Genomic DNA, 739 nt, shown 5'->3' with positions numbered 1-739 from the left:
GCCCTGGTGGCCTGCCGAGTACTGGGCGTGTCCCGGTCGGGATATTACGACTGGATCGGCCGGCCACCGTCGTTACGGGAACAGGAGAACACCCTGCTCGCGAAACAGATCGAACGCATTCATCGCGAGTCGCGGGGGACCTACGGCTGGCCGCGGGTCCACGCCGAACTCGCCCTCGGCCTGGGCGTGCCGGTCAACCACAAACGGGTCGCAAGGCTGATGCGAGAGGCCGGCCTGCAGGGCGTCTACCGGCGCCGAGCCCGCCGCGGTCCTGTCGCCGAGGCGACCGCCGAGGACCTGGTCAACCGGCAGTTCGCCGTCGACGCCCCAGACCGGCTCTGGCTGACCGACATCACCGAACACCCCACCGGAGACGGGAAACTCTACTGCGCGGCCGTGATGGACGCCTATTCGAGGCGCATCATCGGCTGGTCAATCGCGCACCACATCCGCACCGAACTCGTCCTCGATGCCCTCGGCATGGCGATTCTTCGCCGACGGCCACCAGAGAAACAGACAATCCTGCACAGCGACCACGGAACGCAATACACATCGTGGGCGTTCGGAAACCGGCTGCGCATCGCCGGACTACTCCCGTCGATGGGCACGGTCGGCGACTGCTACGACAACTCGATGATGGAGTCCTTCTGGGGCACCCTACAACTCGAGATACTCGACCGACACACCTGGGAGAACCGCGACGAACTTGCCAACGCCATCTTCGAATCTTCGAATGGAT

Annotated in this window: 1 protein-coding gene; it reads left to right on the top strand. The window is 64.8% G+C overall.

The window, feature by feature from the left end; all coding sequences use genetic code 11:
- Positions 1-27: 27 nt before the first annotated feature.
- On the top strand, positions 28-739 hold a 712-nt coding region (locus tag AC08OV_RS20905; RefSeq protein ID WP_476616263.1), incomplete at its 3' end, for an IS3 family transposase.

This window comes from Frankia sp. CeTa3Moorea (assembly GCF_978021225.1).
This window is presented reverse-complemented; position numbering and strand designations above follow the sequence as displayed.